The 22,799-nt window shown below is 41.1% G+C and carries 21 protein-coding genes; 14 read left to right on the forward strand and 7 right to left on the reverse strand.

Features of this window, described 5'->3' with window-relative positions:
• Positions 1 to 56 precede the first annotated feature (56 nt).
• The gene (gene rlmB / locus QUE86_RS05155; protein ID WP_054561023.1) at positions 57 to 803 is read right to left on the reverse strand and encodes a 23S rRNA (guanosine(2251)-2'-O)-methyltransferase RlmB; all 747 of its coding nucleotides are present in this window, start codon (positions 801 to 803) and stop codon (positions 57 to 59) included.
• Positions 800 to 3,280, reverse strand: a complete 2,481-nt coding sequence (gene rnr, locus QUE86_RS05160) for a ribonuclease R (protein WP_178927415.1) — start codon at positions 3,278 to 3,280, stop codon at positions 800 to 802. Before rnr ends, rlmB begins: the two co-directional genes overlap by 4 nt.
• A 181-nt stretch (positions 3,281 to 3,461) precedes the next feature.
• Between rnr and QUE86_RS05165 the strand changes: the two genes are divergently transcribed.
• The 7 genes from QUE86_RS05165 to queG all read left to right on the forward strand — a co-directional run bounded on the left by QUE86_RS05165 (position 3,462) and on the right by queG (position 10,821).
• Positions 3,462 to 4,310 carry a DUF350 domain-containing protein gene (locus QUE86_RS05165; protein ID WP_167658674.1) on the forward strand — a complete coding sequence of 283 codons (849 nt, stop codon included), beginning with the start codon at positions 3,462 to 3,464 and terminating at the stop codon, positions 4,308 to 4,310.
• Between the two features lie 20 nt (positions 4,311 to 4,330).
• Positions 4,331 to 5,149, forward strand: coding sequence for a hypothetical protein (locus QUE86_RS05170; protein ID WP_167658673.1), 819 nt, complete (start codon positions 4,331 to 4,333; stop codon positions 5,147 to 5,149).
• Positions 5,139 to 6,665 (forward strand): polyamine aminopropyltransferase, encoded by a 1,527-nt coding sequence (locus tag QUE86_RS05175; protein WP_286259618.1) that lies wholly within the window; start codon positions 5,139 to 5,141, stop codon positions 6,663 to 6,665. Before QUE86_RS05170 ends, QUE86_RS05175 begins: the two co-directional genes overlap by 11 nt.
• Before the next feature lie 87 nt (positions 6,666 to 6,752).
• Positions 6,753 to 7,619, forward strand: coding sequence for a DMT family transporter (locus QUE86_RS05180; protein ID WP_130050567.1), 867 nt, complete (start codon positions 6,753 to 6,755; stop codon positions 7,617 to 7,619).
• Positions 7,616 to 8,314, forward strand: coding sequence for a glycerophosphodiester phosphodiesterase (locus tag QUE86_RS05185; RefSeq protein WP_130050566.1), 699 nt, complete (start codon positions 7,616 to 7,618; stop codon positions 8,312 to 8,314). The genes QUE86_RS05180 and QUE86_RS05185 overlap by 4 nt, the downstream gene beginning before the upstream one ends.
• A gap of 84 nt (positions 8,315 to 8,398) precedes the next feature.
• Positions 8,399 to 9,616: a methyl-accepting chemotaxis protein gene (locus tag QUE86_RS05190; RefSeq protein ID WP_286260339.1), complete on the forward strand. Its 1,218-nt coding sequence runs from the start codon at positions 8,399 to 8,401 to the stop codon at positions 9,614 to 9,616.
• A gap of 71 nt (positions 9,617 to 9,687) precedes the next feature.
• Entirely contained in the window at positions 9,688 to 10,821 is a 1,134-nt protein-coding gene (gene queG, locus QUE86_RS05195; protein WP_167658689.1) for a tRNA epoxyqueuosine(34) reductase QueG, read from the forward strand.
• A gap of 14 nt (positions 10,822 to 10,835) precedes the next feature.
• On the opposite strand, the gene QUE86_RS05200 is transcribed toward queG, so the two are convergent.
• The 3 genes from QUE86_RS05200 to QUE86_RS05210 all read right to left on the reverse strand — a co-directional run bounded on the left by QUE86_RS05200 (position 10,836) and on the right by QUE86_RS05210 (position 14,566).
• Positions 10,836 to 11,963 carry a response regulator gene (locus QUE86_RS05200; RefSeq protein WP_178927420.1) on the reverse strand — a complete coding sequence of 376 codons (1,128 nt, stop codon included), beginning with the start codon at positions 11,961 to 11,963 and terminating at the stop codon, positions 10,836 to 10,838.
• 19 nt (positions 11,964 to 11,982) lie between these two features.
• On the reverse strand, positions 11,983 to 13,932 hold the full coding sequence (locus QUE86_RS05205) for a hybrid sensor histidine kinase/response regulator (RefSeq protein WP_286260341.1): 1,950 nt from the start codon (positions 13,930 to 13,932) through the stop codon (positions 11,983 to 11,985).
• A 142-nt stretch (positions 13,933 to 14,074) separates the two neighbouring features.
• Positions 14,075 to 14,566, reverse strand: coding sequence for a GNAT family N-acetyltransferase (locus QUE86_RS05210; protein WP_167658671.1), 492 nt, complete (start codon positions 14,564 to 14,566; stop codon positions 14,075 to 14,077).
• A 75-nt stretch (positions 14,567 to 14,641) separates the two neighbouring features.
• Between QUE86_RS05210 and QUE86_RS05215 the strand changes: the two genes are divergently transcribed.
• The 6 genes from QUE86_RS05215 to QUE86_RS05240 all read left to right on the forward strand — a co-directional run bounded on the left by QUE86_RS05215 (position 14,642) and on the right by QUE86_RS05240 (position 20,315).
• A complete protein-coding gene (locus QUE86_RS05215; RefSeq protein ID WP_130050563.1) occupies positions 14,642 to 15,217 on the forward strand; it encodes a glutathione peroxidase in 576 nt (191 codons plus the stop codon).
• 72 nt (positions 15,218 to 15,289) lie between these two features.
• A complete protein-coding gene (locus QUE86_RS05220; RefSeq protein WP_054552716.1) occupies positions 15,290 to 15,571 on the forward strand; it encodes a peptidylprolyl isomerase in 282 nt (93 codons plus the stop codon).
• 60 nt (positions 15,572 to 15,631) lie between these two features.
• Positions 15,632 to 16,210, forward strand: a complete 579-nt coding sequence (locus QUE86_RS05225; protein ID WP_130050562.1) for a glutathione S-transferase family protein — start codon at positions 15,632 to 15,634, stop codon at positions 16,208 to 16,210.
• A 17-nt stretch (positions 16,211 to 16,227) separates the two neighbouring features.
• Positions 16,228 to 16,578 carry a DUF2750 domain-containing protein gene (locus QUE86_RS05230; protein ID WP_054552718.1) on the forward strand — a complete coding sequence of 117 codons (351 nt, stop codon included), beginning with the start codon at positions 16,228 to 16,230 and terminating at the stop codon, positions 16,576 to 16,578.
• Positions 16,579 to 16,954: 376 nt separating this feature from the next.
• Positions 16,955 to 17,632 carry a site-specific integrase gene (locus tag QUE86_RS05235; protein ID WP_167658670.1) on the forward strand — a complete coding sequence of 226 codons (678 nt, stop codon included), beginning with the start codon at positions 16,955 to 16,957 and terminating at the stop codon, positions 17,630 to 17,632.
• A gap of 112 nt (positions 17,633 to 17,744) precedes the next feature.
• A complete protein-coding gene (locus QUE86_RS05240) occupies positions 17,745 to 20,315 on the forward strand; it encodes a M1 family metallopeptidase (protein WP_286259629.1) in 2,571 nt (856 codons plus the stop codon).
• Between the two features lie 39 nt (positions 20,316 to 20,354).
• Here the strand turns inward: QUE86_RS05240 and QUE86_RS05245 are convergent, their stop codons facing one another.
• Positions 20,355 to 20,720 (reverse strand): hypothetical protein, encoded by a 366-nt coding sequence (locus QUE86_RS05245; RefSeq protein ID WP_130050559.1) that lies wholly within the window; start codon positions 20,718 to 20,720, stop codon positions 20,355 to 20,357.
• Positions 20,721 to 20,785: 65 nt separating this feature from the next.
• Positions 20,786 to 21,655 carry a hypothetical protein gene (locus QUE86_RS05250; protein WP_167658668.1) on the reverse strand — a complete coding sequence of 290 codons (870 nt, stop codon included), beginning with the start codon at positions 21,653 to 21,655 and terminating at the stop codon, positions 20,786 to 20,788.
• A 230-nt stretch (positions 21,656 to 21,885) separates the two neighbouring features.
• On the opposite strand from QUE86_RS05250, the gene QUE86_RS05255 reads away from it, so the two are divergent.
• Positions 21,886 to 22,785, forward strand: coding sequence for a phosphoribulokinase (locus tag QUE86_RS05255; protein WP_054561042.1), 900 nt, complete (start codon positions 21,886 to 21,888; stop codon positions 22,783 to 22,785).
• Positions 22,786 to 22,799 lie beyond the last annotated feature (14 nt).

The following is a 22,799-nucleotide window of genomic DNA, read 5'->3' on the forward strand; positions in this document are numbered from 1 at the left end:
ATACAAAAAAGCCGATGTATCATCGGCTTTTTTTGTGTCTAAAATTTTCGCGGTAGTTAGATTTGCGTTGCATTACGCTGACGTAACACTTCAAATAAACAAATACCGGTCGCAACTGACACATTTAAACTAGATACCGAACCAGCCATTGGGATTTTAACTAATAGATCACAATGCTCACGAGTAAGGCGGCGCATACCATCACCTTCTGCCCCCATAACAACAGCCATTGGCCCAGTTAGATTTGCATCGAATAACTCAGTATCAGTTTCACCAGCAGTGCCAACAACCCAGACACCTGCGTCTTTAATTTCACGTAACGTACGCGCAAGATTAGTGACTTGTACCAATGGCACTGTTTCGGCTGCACCGCACGCTACTTTACGCGCTGTGCCGTTGAGTTTTGCAGATTTATCTTTAGGAACGATGATCGCGTGTACGCCAGCAGCATCAGCACTACGTAAACATGCACCTAAATTATGCGGATCAGTTATGCCATCAAGCACCAATAAGAAAGGCGTTTCTTCACGGGCTATGATCTCATCAAGATCTTTTTCGTTATACATACGCGCCGCTTTTACATTAGCGATAATGCCTTGGTGCTGCTCACCATTTGCTTTGTTATCAAGCGCTTTACGCTGCATAAATTGTACAGAAATACCGAATTTACGTGCTTGGTCAATAACCGGGTTTAAACGTTTATCTTCACGCCCTTTTAAAGCGTATATTTCTAAAAAGCGCTCAGGCTCTTTTGCTAATATTGCTTCAACTGAGTGAAAACCAAAAATTAATTCATTACTCACGTATTATTTGCTCCTCGGCTACTTTGTTTGCGGGCATTCTTACCCGGTCTTTTTGCCTTTTTGGTGGCTTTTTTCTTACTCTTCTTCTTGCCAGCTTTTACAGCATCAGCTTGTTTACTATTGGGCTTTTTTCGCCCTTTAGAAGAAGGAGAAGACTTGCCACGTTTTTCGTTCTCTTTGTCGCCTGATTTTGCCTCAGGGCGGCTAGATTGTGCTTTTTTACCAGGAATTTTACCTGCTTTAAGCTGTGCACGAACACTTGGTTTTGACGATGCACTACGACGACGCGCATAACGGTCTTGTTGCGCTTCACCGGCTAACACTAAATTTATGCGTCGCTCATCAAGACTTACAGATGAAACCTGAACCGTTACTTTATCGCCTAATCGAAAAACGCTGTGTGTTTGTTCACCAATTAAGCAATGCTTAGCACCATCGTAGTGGAAGTATTCATTACCTAAATTGGTTACATGGATCATACCGTCAATTTGTAAGTCGTCTAAGCGCACAAATAAACCAAAGTTAGTCACCGATGAGATCACCCCACCAAATTCGTCACCAACATGGTCTTGCATATATTCACATTTGAGCCAATCAGCTACTTCGCGAGTTGCATCATCTGCACGGCGTTCAGTGGTTGAACACTGCTCACCTAAAATATCAACTTCGTCATCAGTGTATGCATATTCACCGGATGTTTGCTGACCTTGTGCTTTAAGCACTGCTTTGATTGCACGGTGTACTACCAAATCAGGGTAACGACGAATAGGTGATGTAAAGTGCGCATAGGCCGGTAAAGCTAAACCAAAGTGGCCAATATTATCAGGCTGATAAACCGCTTGCTTCATCGAGCGTAGCAACATGGTTTGAATAAGCTCAGCTTCTGGGCGGTCGCCTAGTTTTGCCAACACTTGGGTGATTTCTTTTGGTGTTGGTTCATCAGAAATCGCACTTTCGATGCCAAGCTCTGATAAAAAGTTTCTGAAAAAGCCAAGCTTTTCAGCATCTGGTTCATCATGTACACGGTAAAGCGCACTCGCCTCGTGCTTTTCTAATAAACGTGCTGCCGATACGTTCGCTAAAATCATGCACTCTTCGATAAGTTTGTGTGCATCATTACGAACCACAGGCACAATTGATTCGATCTTACGATGTGCATTAAACACAAAGCGCGTTTCTAAGGTTTCAAACTCAATCGCACCACGGTCTTGGCGAGCAGCTTTAAGTGCCATGTACATTTGCTGTAAGTCAGTTAAATGTGGCACCATTTGGGCGTACTCTTCACGCAGCTTTTCATCGCCTTGTAAAATCGCATTCACTTTAGTGTAGGTAAAACGAGCGTGTGAATTCATCACCGCTTCGTAAAATTTATACCCAGACAACTTACCCGCTTCTGACACCGTCATCTCAGCAACCATACATAAACGGTCAACTTCTGGGTTCAATGAGCACAAGCCATTCGATAGCACTTTTGGCAGCATCGGAATAACTTGCTCAGGGAAATAAACTGAGTTACCACGTTCAATCGCTTCTTTATTCAGAGGCGTATTCATACCTACGTAGTGCGACACATCGGCAATAGCTACCCATAAACGCCAACCACCTGATGGTTTACGCTCACAATAAACGGCATCATCAAAGTCTCGAGCATCTTCACCATCGATAGTAACCAGCGGTAAGTCACGTAAATCAACACGCCCTTGCTTAGCTTGTTCATCAACAAACTCACCTAAATGAGCAACTTGCTTTTCAACCGCTTCTGGCCAAACGTGGGGAATATCGTGATTGCGTAGTGCAACTTCAATTTCCATACCCGGTGCTAAGTGTTCACCCAGTACCTCAGTGACTTTGCCTACCGCATTCATATGTCGGCTTGGGTTTTGGGTAATTTGCACCTGCACCATTTGGTTGTGGCGCGCGCCATTTTCACTACCCGGTAGTATCATAATATCTTGCGTTATACGTGGGTCTTCTGCCACGACAACAGCAATACCATGCTCAACAAAATAGCGACCAACAATCGGGGCCCGTTCATTGGTCAGTACCTTAATGATACGTGCATCGCATTTACCACTTGAGCCTTTACGATTGCCTTTAGCAAGCACAATGTCACCGTGCAACACCATATTCATTTGGTGCTTTGCGATAAACCAATCTTTACTCTCACCTTCAACTTCTAAAAAGCCGAATCCGTCACGATGACCAATGACCTTGCCTTTAACTAGGCCTGATTCATCTATCAATGCGTAGCATTTAAACTTATTGAAATACAGTTGACCATCGCGCTCCATAGCACGTAAACGACGTTTGAACGCTATTTGACGCTCTGTATCATTCACATGTAATTCGTCACAAAGTTGTGTGAAGTTTGCTGGTTTGGCGCGAGATTCTAAGTGAGTAAGTATAAACTCACGGCTAGGGACGGGGTTTTCGTACTTTTCTTGTTCTCGACTGAGATTTGGATCCTGTTTTGACATTCACTATCTTGTTAGTTGGTTATGTTGTTATTTTAACCCATAACCTAACAATGAGACAGGCAAAAGCTATGAAACTTTTAAGAAATTGATTAATTCTGCCAAAAATGACGCTTTGATATTCTTTGCAACAAACACTCTGTGTTAATATTTTCGGAAAATAACAACAAGCTAACATAATTATATGGATATTAACTTAACCCACTACCTATCAACTATGGCCTATAACAGCGCCTACATTGGTCTGTTCATTGCAATCATCGCCCTTGCAAAGCTATCGTATAATTTAGCGACCCCTTATAACACCACCAGCCAGTTAACCGATAATGCCAACAGTGCTTTAGGTTTATCTATTGGCGGCTACTTAGGGGCAATTACCATTATTTATGGCTTTGTTTTAGCTGGACCTAGCCAAGGTTTGCTAAGTGATTTAATGAATGTATCACTGTACAGCGTATTAGGTATGGTGCTGCTGACTTGCTCACGTATTTTAAATGACAAATTACTGCTGCGTTTGTTCTGTAACCAAGAGCAATTAATTAACCAACAAAACGAGGCTGTAGGCCTAGTACAAGCGGCAAACTATATGGCCGCGGCACTGATTATTGGTGGCGCATTAACCGGAGAAGGCAGCTGGTTATCGGCCATTGTGTTTTACTTTTTAGGGCAACTAATGCTGATCATTTTTGCCAAAGGCTATGATCACCTCACTGCTTTTAATCTTCACGAACAGCTCGAAAAAGGCAACAAAGCCGTTGCACTTAGCTTTTCTGGCACCATGTTGGCGTTAGCTATTATCTTGTGTCATGCGCTCATTGGTGGCTTTCATACTTGGCAACAGAGCTTAAGCTTATTCTTTATTGACGCATTATTTGGCTTTTTAATTTTACCAATTGTGCGTTACCTCGTTGATAAAATTATCTTTAGCAAAATTTCGCTCGACCAAGCAATGCACGACAAAAACACCGCTGTTGCGGTTATTGAAAGCAGCATTGCAATCTGTGTAGCTGTTATCATCACTATCGCTATTTAAGCTTATTTATGGAGTAATGGATGAACATCTATAAGCTTTTTATAATTGCCACTATCACATTTGTTGTTTGCTTAGTGATACGTGCAGATCTACAAGCGCCACTTATTAGTGGCCAATATGGCAACTTTAAAGACTACGACGGACAAGACAAAGCCTACCTATTTACAGTGCCAGAAGATGGCCAAATGATGCGCTTAGAAATAAAAGGCAGACTGCCTTTAAACTCATGGAAAGCCATTGATATCGAAATTTTTGACCCTGATGGTCACTATTTATTTAGTTACTCTGATGAACTTTGGGCTGAAACCGGACACGATTCAGATGGTAAATGGACTGAGTACCGTGACTATACTCACCACGATGTTCACTTCCCTAAAAAGGGACAATATAGCGCCTACGTCAGCAGTACTTTCGGCCCAAATAAACGTGCCGAACATTTCAGCTATACATTTCGTATTATTCCAATCAAAGGTAACAGTAATTTCATGCTTCCGCTGTTATGGATTTCTGGTTTCATTGGCGGTGTAGCGCTGTTTGTAATGCTGCATCGTTTAGAGGCAAAGCGTGAAGGAACTGATATCACTTATAAGCCAATCAATAAGTTAAACCCTGAAGCTATAAAAGCAATGGAATCACGTATCTCAGTTTGGCCTATTGTCTTACTGTTTTTAGCACCCGTGCTCTTCTTTTCTTTCTTGGCATATGGCAAAGGTGACAAAGAGCAAGATTGGCAAGTTTACTCCTATCACCACCTCACGATAAGCGTTGATAAACAATTACGTGAACAAAGTATTGGTAGTGCAGGTTTCCGTTCACGAGGCGGCCCAGGTGGTAAATAAATCAATTCGCGAAAGCCACATTTTACTGTTTAGTATTTTTGTTGCTGGCCTTTGCTCTATTATCTATGAGCTACTGATTGCAACTACCGGTGCCTACTTTTTGGGTGATAGCATCACTCAATTTTCCCTGACAATTGGCGTATATATGGCGGCAATGGGAGTTGGCTCTTATTTTTCGCGTTTTGTGCCTGATAAGCCATTGCTGGTGTATTTTATTGGTTTTGAGCTACTGCTTGCACTACTTGGCGGCTTGAGTGTGCCATTACTGTATTTCTGTTATGCGTTTGGCTTACCACTGCAAGCAATTAGTATTTTACTCACCACGTTAATAGGGGTTTTGATTGGCTTAGAAATTCCGCTTTTAAGTCGCCTAATGGAAAAACATTATGCGCTAAAAGCAAACCTCGCCAACGTGTTATCTATTGACTACTTTGGTGCACTGCTCGCGACGTTACTGTTTCCTTTTTTATTTTTACCTTGGCTTGGGGTTTTTAAAACATCCCTAAGCTTTGGCTTAATGAATCTGAGTATTGCGCTATTATTGCTGTGGTACTTTATCGACCATATCAGCCCAAACCGTCGAAAAGTACTGAGGCTCACTCTTGTTTTAGTTAGCTCAATATTGGTGCTTTGTTTATTTGCCAGTAAACAGCTCACCCATATTTGGCAAAGCCAAATCTACGATGACCGTGTTGTACACTCAGAACAAACGCCCTACCAACAAATTGTACTGACTCGTCATAAAGATGATATTCGGCTTTATTTAAACGGTGGCTTACAGTTTTCATCGATTGATGAGTATCGCTATCACGAAGCGCTTATTCATCCAGCTATGGTGCGTCATGGCAATGCAAAGCGTATTCTCATTTTAGGCGGTGGCGATGGCTTAGCAGCGAGAGAACTTTTGAAATACCCGCAAGTAGAGTCTATTACCCTCGTCGATTTAGACCCAGCAGTCGCTAGGCTTGCGCAAACTAATCACAACCTCACAACACTTAACAAGCACTCACTCAGTGACCCTAAAGTGACTGTTATTCATCAAGATGCCTATGTCTTTATTGAGCAAAGCGAACAGCTGTTCGATATTATTTTTATTGATTTACCGGATCCAAAAGCAATCAATTTAGCACGGCTTTATAGCCAGCAGTTTTATCAACTGGTAAAAACACGAATGCTAAATAACGGTATTGTGGTAACCCAAGCTACCAGTCCATTTTTTGCGAAACAGGCATTTTGGTCTATCAACAACACGCTCAGTGCTGCAGGCTTTGCTCATACCTTGCCTTATCACTTGAATGTGCCTTCTTTTGGTGAATGGGGCTTTGTTATGGCTTGCAACTTAATGTGTAGCAACCACCAAGTATTGCCTGTTAACACCCGCTATTACCGCCCTGAAAATGACGCACAACTGTTTATTTTTACTCCAGACATTAGCGCTAGCAATGAAAAAGTATCGACACTTGATGAGCCAAATGTGCTGCACTATTACTTACAAGGTTGGAAATATTGGAACTAAACGAATGGATTAGCCCATTTGGGGAGTTTACAAAGTAAAGGATTACCGTTAAAAAGAGAGTTAATAACAACAATAATAAGGTTTGTAATGCAGGCGCACAAACAAAGCCTAATGTACTTACACATTGCAGTACTCCTATTTGGTGGTACTGCATTATTCGCCAAGCTGGTTAGCCTGAGTGCATTAGATATTACCGTTTACCGAACAGCAATTGCAGGCTGTGCGCTACTGGTCTTACTCGCATTGCAAAAGAAAGCCATCAAGCTTCACTCTCGTCGTGATTATCTTATAGCCTTATTACTTGGTGTAACTGTCGGAATTCATTGGCTCACCTACTTTGCAGGCATGCAATTGGCAGGTATTGCTGTCGGTATGATTGCCTTTTTTACTTACCCTGTTATCACGGTGTTTTTAGAGCCTTTTTTTCATGGCAGCAAACCGCAGCTCAAGGATATTTTTAGCGCCTTGGTGGTGATGCTGGGTATTTATTTACTTATTCCTGATGCCAGCTTAGGCAATGATGTAACCTTAGGAATTGCAATTGGTATATTATCAGCGTTCTTTTTTGCTTTTAGGAATATCGTTCACAAGCGTTATTTTAGTCAATATGGTGGCCCACAAACCATGCTTTATCAAACGTGGATCGCCTGCATTATGTTATGCGCCTTTGTAGAAGTGCCGCCATTACAAGTTGATACAATTAATTGGCTGTTATTAATTACTGTAGGGGTTATTTTTACAGCAGCACCGCATTCACTGTTTGCAGCAAGTTTAAAAAACTTATCAGCTTCAACCGCTGGTTTGATATCGTGTTTGCAACCTCTATACGGTACGTTTTTCGCTTTTTTGATTTTGCATGAGCAACCTTCAATTAGCACCCTTATTGGCGGCGCACTGGTGATTAGTGCCGCTTTTTATGAAACATGGTCAGTGACTCGCAGGTATAAGCAATGATGAAAGTTTTCGCTCACAGAGGTGCCAGTGGTACCTACCCAGAAAATACCCAGAGCGCCATTATCGCCGCTGTAGACTTGGCAGTAGATGGTATCGAAATTGATGTGCAAAGCTGCCTTGATGATTACATGATTATTCATGACACTTGGCTTGATCGCACAACCTCAGGTCGCGGTAAAGTAAACGCCTGCTCAAAAGAGCAAATTCAGCAATACGATGCAGGAAATGGCGAATGTGTGCCGACTTTACAGCAAGCAATCGATTGGGTTGGTGATAAAACCCTACTTAATCTAGAGCTCAAACATACTTTTTCGTTAGACAAGTTTGTTGAGCTTATTGAGTCAAATGTCAGTACCGGGAAAATTTCTAGGGATAACCTGTTAGTCTCTTCTTTCGATCATCACCAACTGATGTGGCTAAAGCAAAAACTGCCTTGGGTAAAGATTGGCGCACTCACCGCTTCTATTCCTATTAATTACAGCGAGTTTGCGCAAAAACTCCATGCCTATAGCATTCATGTAGATAAAAACTTTATAAACCATGAATTTGTTGCTGATGCAAAACAACGCGGCCTTCAAGTTTATGCTTACACGGTCGATAAAGTAGAAGATATCGAATTAATGCTAGAGTATGGCGTAGATGGTATTTTTACTAATTTTCCATGTCATACACAAATGACACTACAGTCACTGTAACTCAACAAAACTAAGCTATACTGTTGAATTATGTGACATTGAATAATAAAAAATTACGCCAAAATGAATCAACACACCACCTTAATGAGTAGCTATATGCGCATTTACAATTTTATCGAACAAACATTCTTTTACACCCTTACACGTAAGATTGTCGGTAATTTAGGTTTTGTGTTTGCGTTTCAAGCGATTACTTTGATCTGGTTATACAGCAGTCTTTCAGAACAACAAGCGGGTATGGGGCTGTTTTGGTTGATGGCGCTCATTATCGTCGCGAGTTTTATTTTTACTATTTTCTACATGCGTTTTTTGATTGTACGACCGGTGCAGGCCATGCGCGATACGCTAGAGCAAATCAATCGCCATGATGCTGATTTATCTGCCAAGCTACCGCATTTTACCTACGATGAATTTCGTGATTTAAGTGAGCAGTACAATACATTTACGACTCATTTAGCAAAACTATTAGCCACCACTTATCAAAGTGCACAAGCCAGTGCCGATAGTAGCTCTAAGATGACTCACTCGATGCAGCAAACCGCCCAGATGAGCCACAAGCAAATAGAATTCAGCCAAACAATTACCGACTCAAGTAATCAAATAACATCGAGCCTTGAGAATATCTCTGCCAATACTGACAGCGTTCATCACGTTAATAATGAACACTTAAACTTTGTTAAGCACTCGGCCACTGAGCTATCGGCGCTGGTTAAAAAAGTAGCGATGATAAGCCAAATTTTGGGGAACTTCTCAGCGACAGTATCTGGCCTCAAAGAAAACAGTGAAAATATTCGCACTATTTTAAAAATGGTCGAAGAGTTTTCGGATCAAACCAATTTGCTTGCTCTCAATGCTGCAATTGAAGCAGCACGAGCTGGTGAAGCCGGCCGTGGTTTTGCTGTGGTTGCCGATGAAGTCAGATCGCTATCTGTCAAAGTGAACGACGCAACCCGCCAGATCAGTGACTTTATTAATCAAATGAATAGTCTGGTAAGCGAAACAAATAAAGAATCTGAGCAATTAATTAGCCATTCGAGTGAAGCTGAAACCGCTATTAGTAATACCTCTACAGGTTTTACTAATATGCTTGGTGAATTTGAGCAAAATCAACAACAACTGCAGCAAATTGTTAGCGCAGTGCACTTATTAGAGCAAACCCAAACCCACACTCATCAAACGGTTGAGCAAATAGTTGCTTTAGGCGAGCAAGCGAAACAACAAATTGATGAATCACTCGCGGATTGCCAGCAGTCGCACAAACTAAGCCAACAAACCCAAGAGCAATTAAAACGCTTTGTGTAATCGGCTTTTAACTGCTGCTCAGAGTAAAACTATGTTAAAGTAGCCGCTTCTTGGCTACTTTTTTATTGACCGTGACAACACCCGCTATTGATTATGAACAACTCGCACTGCAAATAAAGCAATGGGGTAAAGACCTTGGCTTTGCAGAAGTCGGGATCACTGATATTGACCTAACTAAGCACGAAGCTCAGCTACAACGCTGGTTAGATTTAGGCTATCACGGTGAGATGGAATACATGGCAGCCCATGGTATGAAGCGAGCGCGCCCTGCAGAGCTGGTCCCTGGCACGCAGCGAGTCATCTCAGTAAAAATGAACTACCTGCCGCCTGATGCGAGTTTTGCTAAAAACCTTAAACAAACCGACAAAGCGTACATCAGTCGCTATGCATTAGGTCGTGATTATCACAAGTTAATTCGTAACCGTTTGAAAAAGTTAGGCCAGCAAATAGAGCAGCAAGTTGGCCAGCTCGGTTTTCGTCCTTTTGTTGACTCTGCCCCTGTACTTGAAAGGCAACTGGCCGAAAAAGCAGGCTTAGGTTGGCGTGGAAAACATAGTTTATTAATCAATAAAGAAGCGGGCTCTTGGTTTTTTTTAGGTGAGCTGTTTGTTGATATACCGCTGCCTATTGATGAAGAAAATAGTTTTGAAGGTTGCGGTAAATGTGTTGCCTGTATGACACTGTGCCCAACTGGTGCAATTGTCGAGCCTTATGTAGTTGATGCCCGTAAATGTATCTCTTATCTTACTATTGAGTTGCAAGGCGCTATTCCAGAAGAGTATCGCCCACTATTAGGTAATCGCGTCTATGGCTGTGATGACTGCCAGTTAGTGTGCCCATGGAATCGCTATGGTCAGCTCACCGATGAAGCTGACTTTCACCCAAGAAAGCAGCTTAAAGATCAAGACTTACTGACTTTATTTGCATGGGATGAAGCAACCTTTCTTAAAAATACCGAAGGCAGCCCTATTCGCCGTATTGGCCACGAGCGTTGGTTAAGAAACCTGGCAGTAGGACTGGGTAACGCTGATTACCACGAGCAAATAATCGAGGCTTTAGAGCAAAGATTAACAACAGCCACGCCTTTAGTCGCAGAGCATATCGAGTGGGCACTTGCTCAACAAAAAAATAAGCGCCAGTTAAAGCTTCGTAAAACTGCGCGCTTAATTCGTATTGTTGAAAAAGGTCTGCCAAGAGATGCTTGATAGCTAGCTTTACTCTATCGTTTTAATAATTGCGATAGGTCATTCTCAATCTCTTTAAAAGCCGCTTTTACGCCTTTAACCGACTCTTCACGGGCCACTGAGTTTTGAATGGTTTCGTCGACCTTTTGGTAGATAAACACCTCCTGATCTTCATCTAAGCCCATAGTCGGTATACGTTGCTCTAAATCTTCTTGAAGCTGCTTAAAAATCGCTTCGTTATTGATACGGTTTTCGTTTAAAAGCTCAATCAAGCCAGTAAATTTACTATGCACCTTACTCACGGCATCATTCAATTGTTGTTGCTGCTCAAGGAGCTCTTTTTTTGTAATAATCGCTTTAAGCTGCTGCTCAGTAACACTCACTAAAAAGCAAATATGATCTCGAATTCGACCGTGTTTATCTGGATCTTGCTCCGGCATGTTCAAGATAAGCAAACTAATCATTTCATAGTTAACTAAAATCCGATTTGAGAACTCATGCAAACGCCCCTTACTTTTCAGCATTTCAAACAGCTCGATCACAATTGGCGAACACACACCCGACACCGAAAAATGTAATATTTCATTATGTAACCGAAACTCAACGTTACTTTGCAACTCAAATGCGCTTAGGCAATTTAAAAAGGCTCTACCGAGTTCTTGTTCATTATCAATCGAGCCTATATGCTCTATATAGTTAACAATTTGACCCATTTCGCTGCTATTTGCCATAGCATTAAATGCAGTTGAAGTCGCATCTTCAACTTGCTGTTCTAGCGATTCTTTTTCAATCAGCACTTGATTTAAATGCTGTAGCTTAAGCTTGAGCTCATTATGGCTAAATGGCTTCACAATGTAGTCTTCTGCTCCGACGGAGTAGCCTTCCATGCGCTCCTCAACAGTGCCTCTGGCTGAGACAAACATCACAATAATTTTTTGCGTATTGGGGTTTTCTTTCAGCTTACGGCATACGTCATAACCACTCATTTGTGGCATACTCACATCAAGTAAAATCACTTGTGGGTCGAACTTCTCTACGACTTCTAAACATTCAGGGCCGCTATTAACCATTTTCAACTCAAATTCAAGATCCTCTAAGATCTCTTCAATTATCTCTAAATTAAATGGTTCATCATCTACCGCTAAAATACGTTTCAAGGCCATAATTATCTCTTCCCTTTTATTAATTTATCGATATAGATTGCTGCTCGTTTGCCAAGTGTTGCGGCAAGTCTATTTCTAAGGGTAACCGCACCAAAATAGTGGCACCCCCGTACTCATTGTTACTTGCCGAAATAGTGCCTTGATGTAAGGCTACAAATTCACGACAAATAGCTAATCCAAGCCCGGTGCCTCCCGCACCACTGTTGGTTTTACTACTTTGCTCAAACTTAGCAAAAATCTTTTCGAGCTCTTGTTCAGGAATACCTATTCCTCGGTCAATAACAGCGATTTCGGCCATCTGCTCATTGACCGCTAAACTAATATCAATTTCACTATTCGGTTCACTAAATTTCAGTGCATTACCTATCAAGTTACGCATAATTTGGTTCACTTGTTCTTCGTCGCAATCAAGCACAATACCTTGTTCAAAACCTATCGGCCGAATTGCTATATTTCTTTCAAGGGCTGTGCCTGACACATCATCAATACTAGTTTTTATAATATTGCTTAAGTTATGCTTTTGCGGACTGAACGGGAATTTCCCGACATCAAGTTTCGATAGATCGAGCAAGTTATTTAGAAGCGACAATAATCGTTCACCACTTTGCTCAATTCTCGATAGGTATTTGTTTAACTTGTCTTTACTTAAATCGTCGTTGGCAACCTTATCAAGCCCAAACCGAGCAAAGCTTAAAATAGAATGCATCGGTGTTCTGAGCTCATGAGACATATTAGCCAAAAACTCAGATTTACTATGGCTTGCTGCTTCAGCAACATTTTTAGCATGCTCTAGCTGTGCGGTACGTGCTTTAACCTCTTCTTCAAGTAAGTCTTTAGCTTCAACGAGTAAATCTTCTTTCTCTTTAAGGTGCGTTACATTTTTAAAGATCACCGCTAATGCTATTTCACCATGATGATCAATTTCGTTAAACGAGCCAACTAAAGGTACCTCGCTGCCGTTTTTCTTGAGTAGTCGCAAGTCACAACTAAACTGACGGTTCTTATTTAAAGTCGCGATCTTATCTTTAATACGCTCAGTTGAAGCAACATCAAAAAACTCAAATACCGAGCAATTCTCAAACTCTTTTAACGGTTTTTCAAAAAGCTGCTCACAGGCGTCGTTAGTTTCTATAACCTTACCACCGCGTTCAAATAAAATAATGGCATCTGGGGTATGTTTAAAAATGACCCGAAGTAAACTGTCTTTTTCAATGAGTGCATCAACGGTATTTTGCAAACGCTCAACTAATTCAGTGTTGTGGCGTCTTAATAATTCGGTTTGCCAAAGTTTATGTACTGATTGCAATAAACTATTATCATCAACCGGCTTAATAAGAACATCTTCCACCCCTTGGCGAATAGCCGCTACCATTGAGACTTGGTCAGGCTTTGAGGTATAAAGCAAGCAACGACTATTTGGCTGATGTGTTTTGAGCTTATTAAAGAGCTCAAGGCCTGTACCATTAGGAAAAGTAAAATCGCTGATGAGTAAATCAATATTGTGCTCTTTAAAAACATCCAGAGCTGATGCTGTGTTATCTGCGGTGTAAGTTTTAATATGTGCCCCTTTGAGATTTAGGGCAACTTGAGCCAAACGTTCTGCGCTATGGTCAACAAGAAGTACTGTAGGAAGTTGAAGAATATTGTTACTTTCTAACTCAAGCACCCCCTCTAATAAAGAGCTAATTTCTTTATTTGCAAAAAAGGGGTAAATCACCACAGCATTAGGTAACAAGCGATTTACTTCACTAAAATGTTCAAGTAAATCACTACGCTGCGCTTTAGGCGCTAACAGCAAGAAGTGCTCTTGTGAGAATACCCCCATTAGCGTTTTAATAACTGTGGTTGGCACACCATGAGACGCAGCCACAAGATCAAAGTCTTGCTCTAAAACAGCATCATCGACCATTGCAAAATGTAATAGCTCAACCCTACAACCAATGAGCTCAAGTAGAACCTTGACCCGCATTGCTAAAACACTATTGCTATCAACAATTAAAATTCTTCGCACAGTAGACTAGACTCGCTTAATAATAAATACCTATTTTAGCGTAGCCTAAAATCGCAATGGGTCACAATTTGTACCGCATTTTTTATTAGCTTTTAACGAATTAACTGTCTAAACGCTTACCTAAAATTGTCAGACTGTATGCTTTATTATCCATAATCGCAATCTCAGGAAGTTCTCCCCAGACCTTGTAATTAAAACGATTAAACAGATTTATGCTTGGTAGATTATGACTAAAAATAAAGGCCAACAAAACCTTAATGCCGAGCGTTTTTGCATGGTGTTCTGAAAATGTAAGCAATTGTTTTCCAAGCCCCTGCCCTTGAGCTTGTTGTGTGATATAAATGCTAATTTCAACAGTACCATCATAGGCTGGGCGGCCATAAAAAGACTTATAGCTTAACCAAGCGAGCACTTTACCTTGTTGCTCAAAAACAAAGATCGGTCTTTTTTCTGTGTGACTTTCAAACCAAGCTTGTTTGTCTGCAACCGATACCTCTTCTGTATCTGCGGTTACCATACGCCCAGGAATGGTCTCGTTATAAATAGCGACTATGTCAGTTAAATCGTTTTGTGTTGCTTTTCGAATCGTCATAAATAGCTGAAATTAAATGATCACTTTGCCGCATATTAGCGTATATTCAACACAAATAACTAGCGGGAAATAACTATGTATAAATATGCCTTGTTACTTGCAGCAGGCCTAATAACAACAAACCTTGCAGCACAAACCACTGAAGCCGCAGAAGCGCCTAAAGCAAGCAGCCAATGTGACGATTTCACCAATGTTACGATGAGGAAATTGCGTTCGAAAGAGTCTATTAATTTTTGCGAATTCAAAAACAAACCACTTTTAATCGTCAATACCGCAAGTAATTGTGGCTTTACAGGTCAATTTGAAGGCTTAGAAGCTCTCCATAAGGAATACAAAGACCAGGGCTTAGTTGTATTGGGTTTTCCATCTGATGACTTTTTCCAAGAAGAAGACGACGAAAAAGACACTGCAAAAGTATGTTTCATCAATTATGGGGTGACTTTTAATATGTTGGCTACCAGTGCCGTTCGCGGAAGTGATGCAAACCCCATATTCAAACATTTAAACGAAGTTACAAGCTCACCTAACTGGAACTTTTACAAATACTTAGTGTCTGCAGATCGTAAGACAGTGCAGCGCTTTAACAGTAAAACCAAGCCACAATCGCAGACTTTACGCGATGCAATTGAAGCTGAGCTGACTGCAAAATAAATTTAATTTTTCGTTCGGTAAATATTGAACTAAACTAGTAATTTAATACTAAAACACACATTAGGAGATGTTATGGCAGTAGCCAGTGCAAGACACATTCTCGTAGACAGTGAAGCTCACTGTTTAGATTTAAAACAGCAAATTGAGCAAGGAGCTGACTTTGCAGAACTTGCTCGTGCTCATTCTAATTGCCCATCAGGTCAAGATGGCGGTGCATTAGGTGAGTTTGGCCCTGGCATGATGGTTCCTGAATTCGACAAAGTCGTATTCTCTGCACCAATTAACCAAGTACAAGGTCCAGTGCAAACCCAGTTTGGTTATCACCTTCTAGAAGTAACAAGCCGTACTGACTAATTTACAAATTGATTTCAAAAAGCCGCTTCACAGCGGCTTTTTTTTGCAAAGGATACCATCATGCAATTACTAGGCTCGACCACATCACCTTTTGTGCGCCGTATTCGAATTTGGGCGGCACTTAATAACCTACCTATTGATTTTATTAATTTGGATATTTTCTCTGAGCAAGACAGACAAACCATGATTGCCCACAACCCTGCCAGAAAAATTCCTGTATTAATCGACCATGATTTTACCTTATGTGATTCCAACTCAATTATTCGCTACTTGCTCGAGAAAGCTGATCAGCCGTTACTTAGCTGGCAGCAAGAGAACTATTTAACCATTATCAATGCCTGCAATGATTCACTGGTAGAAATTTTACTTTGTCAGCGTTCAGGGTTTGATACCAACAGCGACAAACTATTTTTTAATTTACAGAATGAACGAATTGTTGAAACATTAGCCTATTTAAATAGTCATTTATCAGAGCCAGTATTTAAAAGCTGTGAATACCTCAACATCAGTTTATACTGCTTGCTAGATTGGATCCGCTTCCGTGAATTAACTGATTTTAGCCAACTAAAAAACTTAGTTGATTTTTATCATAAATTCGCCGACAAAGCGGCGGTACAACAAACAGATCCACGAATATAAAGATAAGGGTTACGCAAATGAGCGATATCGAAATTGAATCAGAATTAGTTAGCTTTGTAGAAAAAGTTCGTTTGAACGAATCTATGTGGGCACTGGGTGCCGAAGATGGTGGTTTTGTTGTCTGTGAATCAAACCAATTTAGCGACACTGACGTGCTACTACTTTGGGGCACTGAAGATGCTGCAAAAGCACAATGTAAAGATGAATGGCAAGACTACACACCTGTTGAAATAGGCTTAGATGAGTTTCTTGATGAATGGGTTGAAGACCTAAACGAAGATGATGCACTTGTGGGTTTAAACTGGAACGATGATCAAGTTTGCGTTGAAATCGAACCGGTTGGTCTAGCTAAAGCGCTTTGTGATTAATAGCAATCCTTAGGCTTACAACGACTGCTACTTTTATAGCAGTGTCGTTAAGCTGGAAACTTGATACTTATACCCAAACCTCCTCAAGATGCAGAATTCAGCGTTTCACAGGTGCTTAATATCAAGGCGTTACTTTGCAACAATGGCAGTCCCTTTTAAAAAGTAACAACGATGAGAGTAAGTGCCTGTGAAGCGCCCGAAGGGTTGGTTTAAAAGCGATTTATACTGCGTTATTGATTTTAACAATAGAACCACTATTACTTGCAATCAATGCCTTGCCTAAATCGCTTTTAATTCCAACTGAAACTCGCATCTTGAGGAGGTTTGGGTATATCAGGTATACTCTTCGACACATCTTTATTATCAAGGTATTAGGTTGAAGTCCCATCTTGGTCGTAGGCCCTTTTCGGCCATGGAATTACATACCCTGTATAATGGTTACATTTACGGTGATCAGCGTTTGGTGCGTGAACAAGCTAAGCACTGGCACTTTTGGCTTCCTTTATTTGCCTACTACACCGGTGCCTACAGTGATGAAATTGGCCATTTAACCCTTGATAATATTGTCACCCTAGATGGTGTCCGCTGCTTTGATTTTCATACTCATGGCAAGATAAAGCCCCGCTATGTGCCTATCCACAATGCATTACTCGATGCAGGACTTAACCAATACTTAAGCTATTTAAGCGAACAAAACCAGCAACGGCTGATGTTTGATTTACCTGCTAAATCAGGTCGCTATAGCGAAAAAGTGCGTATTTGGTTTTCTGGTGAAGGTGAACGCGCTGGTTATTTACAAAAATGCGCTATTCCCAGTGTTGATCAACAAGGTATGAAAACTGCGATTAGTAGCTTACGACTTAACTTTGAACAACAAGTTCGCATTCACGCACTGCAAGCCAACTGTAAAGACGCCTTTAACTACTTACTTGGTTTTAAAGATTACAATGAGCAACGCTTTACTGATATGCAGTTATTAAATACCGTGCTACAAAATGTGCGACAAATAAACCCACAACTGCATTGGCAACGTTTCATCGACCGCCATAATTAGCTGACAAACTTTGTTACTAACTATTTATTACTGTTCAAATTAAAACCTGATAGCATGGTGATTCGCCCCTCATAGCAGGTGCCTTTCTAACAACAAAAAATCAGGGATACTTATGTTCTTAAAAAGCCTATTAACGGTGAGTGTTGCACTTGCTGTTAGCTCTGCCCATGCCAATGAATATGTTATCGAAAAGCTTGCCAAGCCTAGTTCACAACAAGTAGCACTTACGCTTGATCCTGCAAAGGACAATTTTTCTGGTCATACCGAAATTGCCCTAGAAGTTCTAAAAGCGACAAATTATATCGAATTAAACGGTATTGATTATGCCGTTAGCATGGCAAAAATTTTAGGTGCAGAAAACTGTGACCTAAGCGCTGAAATGCTAAAAACAGGTAAAGTTAAATTTTCTTGTGATGAAAAAATTCAACCTGGGAAATACACATTAAAAGTTGATTTTACAGCACCTTACAACCGTCAAAGTGTTGGTTTATATAAAACTCTAGATCAAGGTACGCCTTATCTTTTCACACAATTTGAAATGAGTGATGCTCGTCGCGCATTCCCTGTTTTTGATGAGCCAAGTTATAAAATTCCATTTCAACTAACAATCACTGCGCCAACATCACAAAAAGTGTATGCCAATACACCGGTATTAAAAACCAAAGTTGATGGCGATATGACAACGCACTTTTTCGACAAAACACCACCGATTCCTTCTTACTTAGTAGCAATGGCTGTCGGCCCATTTGAAGAGCTCGAAATTAAAGGCATGCCAATTCCTGGCCGCGTTCTGACTCCACAAGGTAAAATTCATCTTGCTGACTACGCAAAAGAAAATATGCCTCGAGTGTTAAAAGCACTGGAAGATTATTTTGGCATTCCTTACGTTTACAAAAAACTAGACTCAGTGGCAGTGCCAGAATTCCCATTTGGTGCGATGGAAAATGCTGGTCTAGTTACTTACCGTGAAGACATTTTACTGGTAGATCTAGCAACAGCAACGCGCAGTAAAAAAGAGCGTAATGTATCAATCATTGCCCATGAATTAGCGCACCAATGGTACGGTAACCTAGTTACCATGAAATGGTGGAATGACTTATGGTTAAACGAAGCGTTCGCAAGCTGGATGGCAGCGAAGATCACTGCGCAAATCAACCCAGAATTTGAATCACACTTAGACTTACCACAAAATTATGTAATGGCATTAGATGCGCGTTTAAGTACTAAGCCTATTCGTAAGCCAATCAAAACCGAAGCAGATATCATGGATGGCTTAGGCCTTGCTTACAGTAAAGGCAGCGCGGTGTTATCTATGGTTGAAAACTGGATAGGCGAAGAGGCATTCCAACAGGGTATTCGTGCTTATTTGAAGAAATTCTCTTATAAAAATGCAGAAGCAGCCGATCTTTGGCAAGCATTAGGCGAAGCGTCTAATAAAGATGTAGCAAGTGTTCTGAAATCGTTTATCGAACAATCATCTTTCCCTCTTATTAAAGTAACGCAAGATGGTAAGAAAATTAATATCAGCCAAAGCCGCTTTGTAAATGCTGGCGTTGATGCACCTGCACAGCTTTGGAATGTTCCGGTTTCTATTAAGTATGGTGCGGGCGACAAAGTTAAAACCGCAAGTGTACTGCTGAACAGAGAAACACAGCAACTAACTCTCGACTTTGAACCTGAGTGGATCTACCCAGATCAAGGGGCTATGGGTTATTACCGTTGGGTGTTAAATGATGCACAGTTTAATGCTCTATTAGAGAATGCTGCTGACAAGCTAACGGTGCGTGAGCGCTTAGCGCTACTTTCTGCAGTTGATTCATTACTTGATGCAGGTGTTATCTCTGCGGCTCACTTAATGCAAACTTTAGAAGCTTTTGTGAGTGATGCTCACCCATTAGTGGCAAACACAGCATTAGGTTACCTTGCTGCTCAAAAACGCGTATTCGAAGACGACAGCAACCGTGACCTATGGCCTAAGTTTATCCGTAACAGCATTGCACCTGCGGCGAAGCAGTATGGCTTAACAGCAAAAGTAGGTGAAGACGCTGCGGTATCGCAATTACGTGCGCAAGTTATTGCCCGTTTAGGTTTTGATGGCCAAGATCAAAAAGTCATTGATACCGCAAAAGCACAAGCGGCGTTGTACTTAAGCAACCCTGAAAATGTTGACCCATATTTAGCATCAACTTACTTAAACCTTGCGGCTTACCATGGTGATGCCAAGTTACTTGAAAAGTACAAGCAAACCTTTAAAACCACCAAAGATCCTCAAGTTCGTACTAAAATGCTGGCAGCGATGGGTTACTTTGGTAAACCTGAGTTACAAAAAGCGGTTCTAGAGTACAGCTTAACAGATAACGTAACAGCCTCTGATATGCGTACGTTATTAGGTGGTTTGGGTTATGGTACAGAGCGTGAAGCACTGTTTATTGAATGGATTTACAACAATTACGATGCTATCACTAAGAACTTACCTCCGTTCTTTGTTCCAAACTTACCATTCTTCACAACCGCAAGCTGTGATGCGCAAAGCCTAGAGAAAACTAAAACCTTCTTCAACGATAAAATCACTGAAGTACCAGGTTATGCTCGCTCTCTTAGTAAGCTTGAAGAAAGTGTTAATGATTGTATCGCACTGAAAAAACGTGAGTTAAATTCAGTGAATAGTTTCCTAAAACGCTAATTAAAGCAAATACGAAAAGGGCCACAATGTGGCCCTTTTTTATTGCGCTAAAATAGCAGTTAACTTAGTTATAAATTGCTCAGCCGCTTCAGGTGAGGTGACTTTAAATGCAATACCATAATGAATGGGCTGTGCACTTTTATAAATGCGCGTTGGAAAACGGGTCATTTCACTACTGTGAAAGTAGTCTTTGATACGCGTAATGCCCTCTATTGACTCGAAATCAGCACTGAATACTTCAAAAATAGGTCTAATAACGATTTTTGCTTGGCCACTTTGCTCATGAACATAAAATGCCTCTTTTGAGCTAGCTGGCATAAATTCGTTAATATTCTTAATTTTAAAATTACTGCGGCAGCCCGCTTTTACCAGCTGTACACTCACTTGCTCGGCAGAAAAAGACAAAGGCGTTCCTTACATATAACGTGGATAGTTTAGCCACAGTACAGCAATCAGGCTGAAACCGTTACTCATTTATTACATACAAATGCCAGCTTGCTCTGTTTGTAATTTAAACGCGAGATTGAACCTTCACAAAAGCGTCTTAAATCGAGCCACTGTGATACTACTTCAGGCTCTGTCAAACTGCGCTTATGAACTCGGTTATTAACCGCATAGGCTACAGTGTCTTTGTCAATTAAAGCAAAGTCTTGCACCGACTCCGGTAATCTAAATAAATCATTAACTTCCTCAGTTTGCGGCGCAAAGCGTGCAACCCAATGCTGGTTGTTTTTGTTATAACTAAACAAATAACTGTTTGTGTGTTCATCAAAAATTAAAGTACGGCCAATATCACCGGCAATGACACGCGGTTTAGCAGCTGCAACACGAGTGTATTGCAACGTATGCGGCTCACCTAAGATGAACATGATCAGGTCTTCATCAGCGCCCCAAGCGTGGTAGCCAACCGGCTCAATCCATTCAAAAACTCGGCTAGCAACAGATTCTTCTGCTAATGGATACTGCCATAACTTTTGCTTGCCATCTGCTTCGACCACGATTGCCGACAAGGCTTGCTGATTTGGCATCAGCGTAGGCGAGTATTCACTGACAGGCGTGTTGGTGATATTCACGCTGCTCTTAGATGTAAAGTTATAAAACGCAATATCGGTTTGTGACTGGCCATTTTCGTCAACAACCTCATGGGTATAGTAAAGCCCTGTATCAACTAAAAATGGTTGATTATTATAAGCTTTATCATCTGTTACTCGCGACACCTGCATACCATATGGGGTGTCTAACTCGGCAAGTAATATTTCGCTTTTAGGCATCGCTGCATGTAAGTGACTGGTAAAAAATGTCCCTGCTGCGACGAAAAGTAAAGACGAAATCAATTTCATGTTGTTCTCTCGTTTTAATTTTTATCAGCCCATGATAGCGTTAATTAATCCGCCAGTCACTTGACCTTACCATGCTCGACCTTTATAACTAGGACGTGTTCGTTTTTTATCAGTTTCTACTGATTGATTTTATGCACGATAATACCAATCGAGCTAAGTAACTGACCATTTAACACGCTAGAATGGTTAACAATTTAAGCCGACTGGTATCAACAATAACGAGAATAATTATGTCAGCTAAACACCCAATCATCGCTATTACCGGTTCATCTGGGGCGGGGACTACCACAACCACCAATGCTATTAAGCACATTTTTAGAAGCTTAAGCATTGATGCAGCCTTCATCGAAGGCGATAGCTTTCATCGTTATACACGTCCAGAAATGGATAAAAAAGTCCGTGAAGCACAGCAAGAAGGCAAGCATATTAGCTACTTTGGCCGAGAAGCTAACGATTTTGGCGCCCTTGAGGAGCTTTTTTACCAATATGGCGAAACCGGGCAAGGTAAAATCAGACGCTACTTACATACCTTTGACGAAGCGGTTCCTTATAACCAACTACCGGGCACCTTTACCCCTTGGCAAGATTTAGAATCAAATACAGATATCTTATTCTATGAAGGTTTACATGGTGGTGCTGTCGATGAGAATCATGATGTTGCTAAGCATGTTGATTTATTGATTGGCATGGTGCCTATTATTAACCTTGAGTGGATCCAAAAGCTCATTCGCGACACCTCTGAACGAGGCCACTCTCGTGAAGCGGTAATGGGCTCTATTGTGCGTTCAATGGACGACTACATAAACCATATTACTCCGCAGTTTTCGCGTACTCATATTAACTTCCAGCGAGTGCCTACCGTTGATACCTCAAACCCATTCAGCGCAAAAGATATTCCTTCTTTAGATGAAAGCTTTGTTGTTATCCGCTTTCGCGGCATAGATGACGTGGATTTTCCCTACTACTTGAGCATGATTGAAGGCAGTTTTATGTCTCGTATTAATACGCTTGTGGTGCCTGGAGGCAAAATGGGCTTAGCAATGGAGCTCGTTTTAACGCCGTTAATTAAAGATATTATTTTGAAAAAGCGCGCACTTGAAAATTTAGCCCCGGTTGACTTGCCGATTTAACTCACTCGGGTACA

This window comes from Pseudoalteromonas apostichopi (assembly GCF_030297135.1).
Lineage (GTDB): Bacteria > Pseudomonadota > Gammaproteobacteria > Enterobacterales > Alteromonadaceae > Pseudoalteromonas > Pseudoalteromonas apostichopi.